1 protein-coding gene is annotated in these 241 nt (G+C 63.1%); it reads right to left on the bottom strand.

Annotated features, from left to right (window positions below; translation table 11 throughout):
* Window positions 1–241: hypothetical protein (locus ACFZPT_RS26925; RefSeq protein ID WP_379559161.1), on the bottom strand; the 241-nt coding region annotated here is incomplete at both ends.

The following is a 241-nucleotide window of genomic DNA, read 5'->3' as shown; positions in this document are numbered from 1 at the left end:
ACTGATGATTTGCGCATTGAACGCCACGCCGTGAATCGGCCCGCCATCTCGGTTGCCGGCGGCAATACCGCAGACGTGGGAGCCGAGGTTGCCCAGTTTGCCGTTGGAGCCCAGGGACGGTCTGCCGTCATAGCGAAACGCGTCGCCGGCTTTGACCGGACAATAAGGGTCGGAGAATAGGCGAATGCCCTCGGTGACAATCGACACCACATAGCCGCGGCTGGCGACCTCCGGGTGCTGG

This window comes from Pseudomonas sp. MD330_10 (assembly GCF_042610415.1).
Taxonomy (GTDB): Bacteria; Pseudomonadota; Gammaproteobacteria; order Pseudomonadales; family Pseudomonadaceae; genus Aquipseudomonas; species Aquipseudomonas rhodesiae.
The sequence above is the reverse complement of the archived record's forward strand: the minus strand, read 5'-3'. Positions and strand labels throughout refer to the sequence as shown.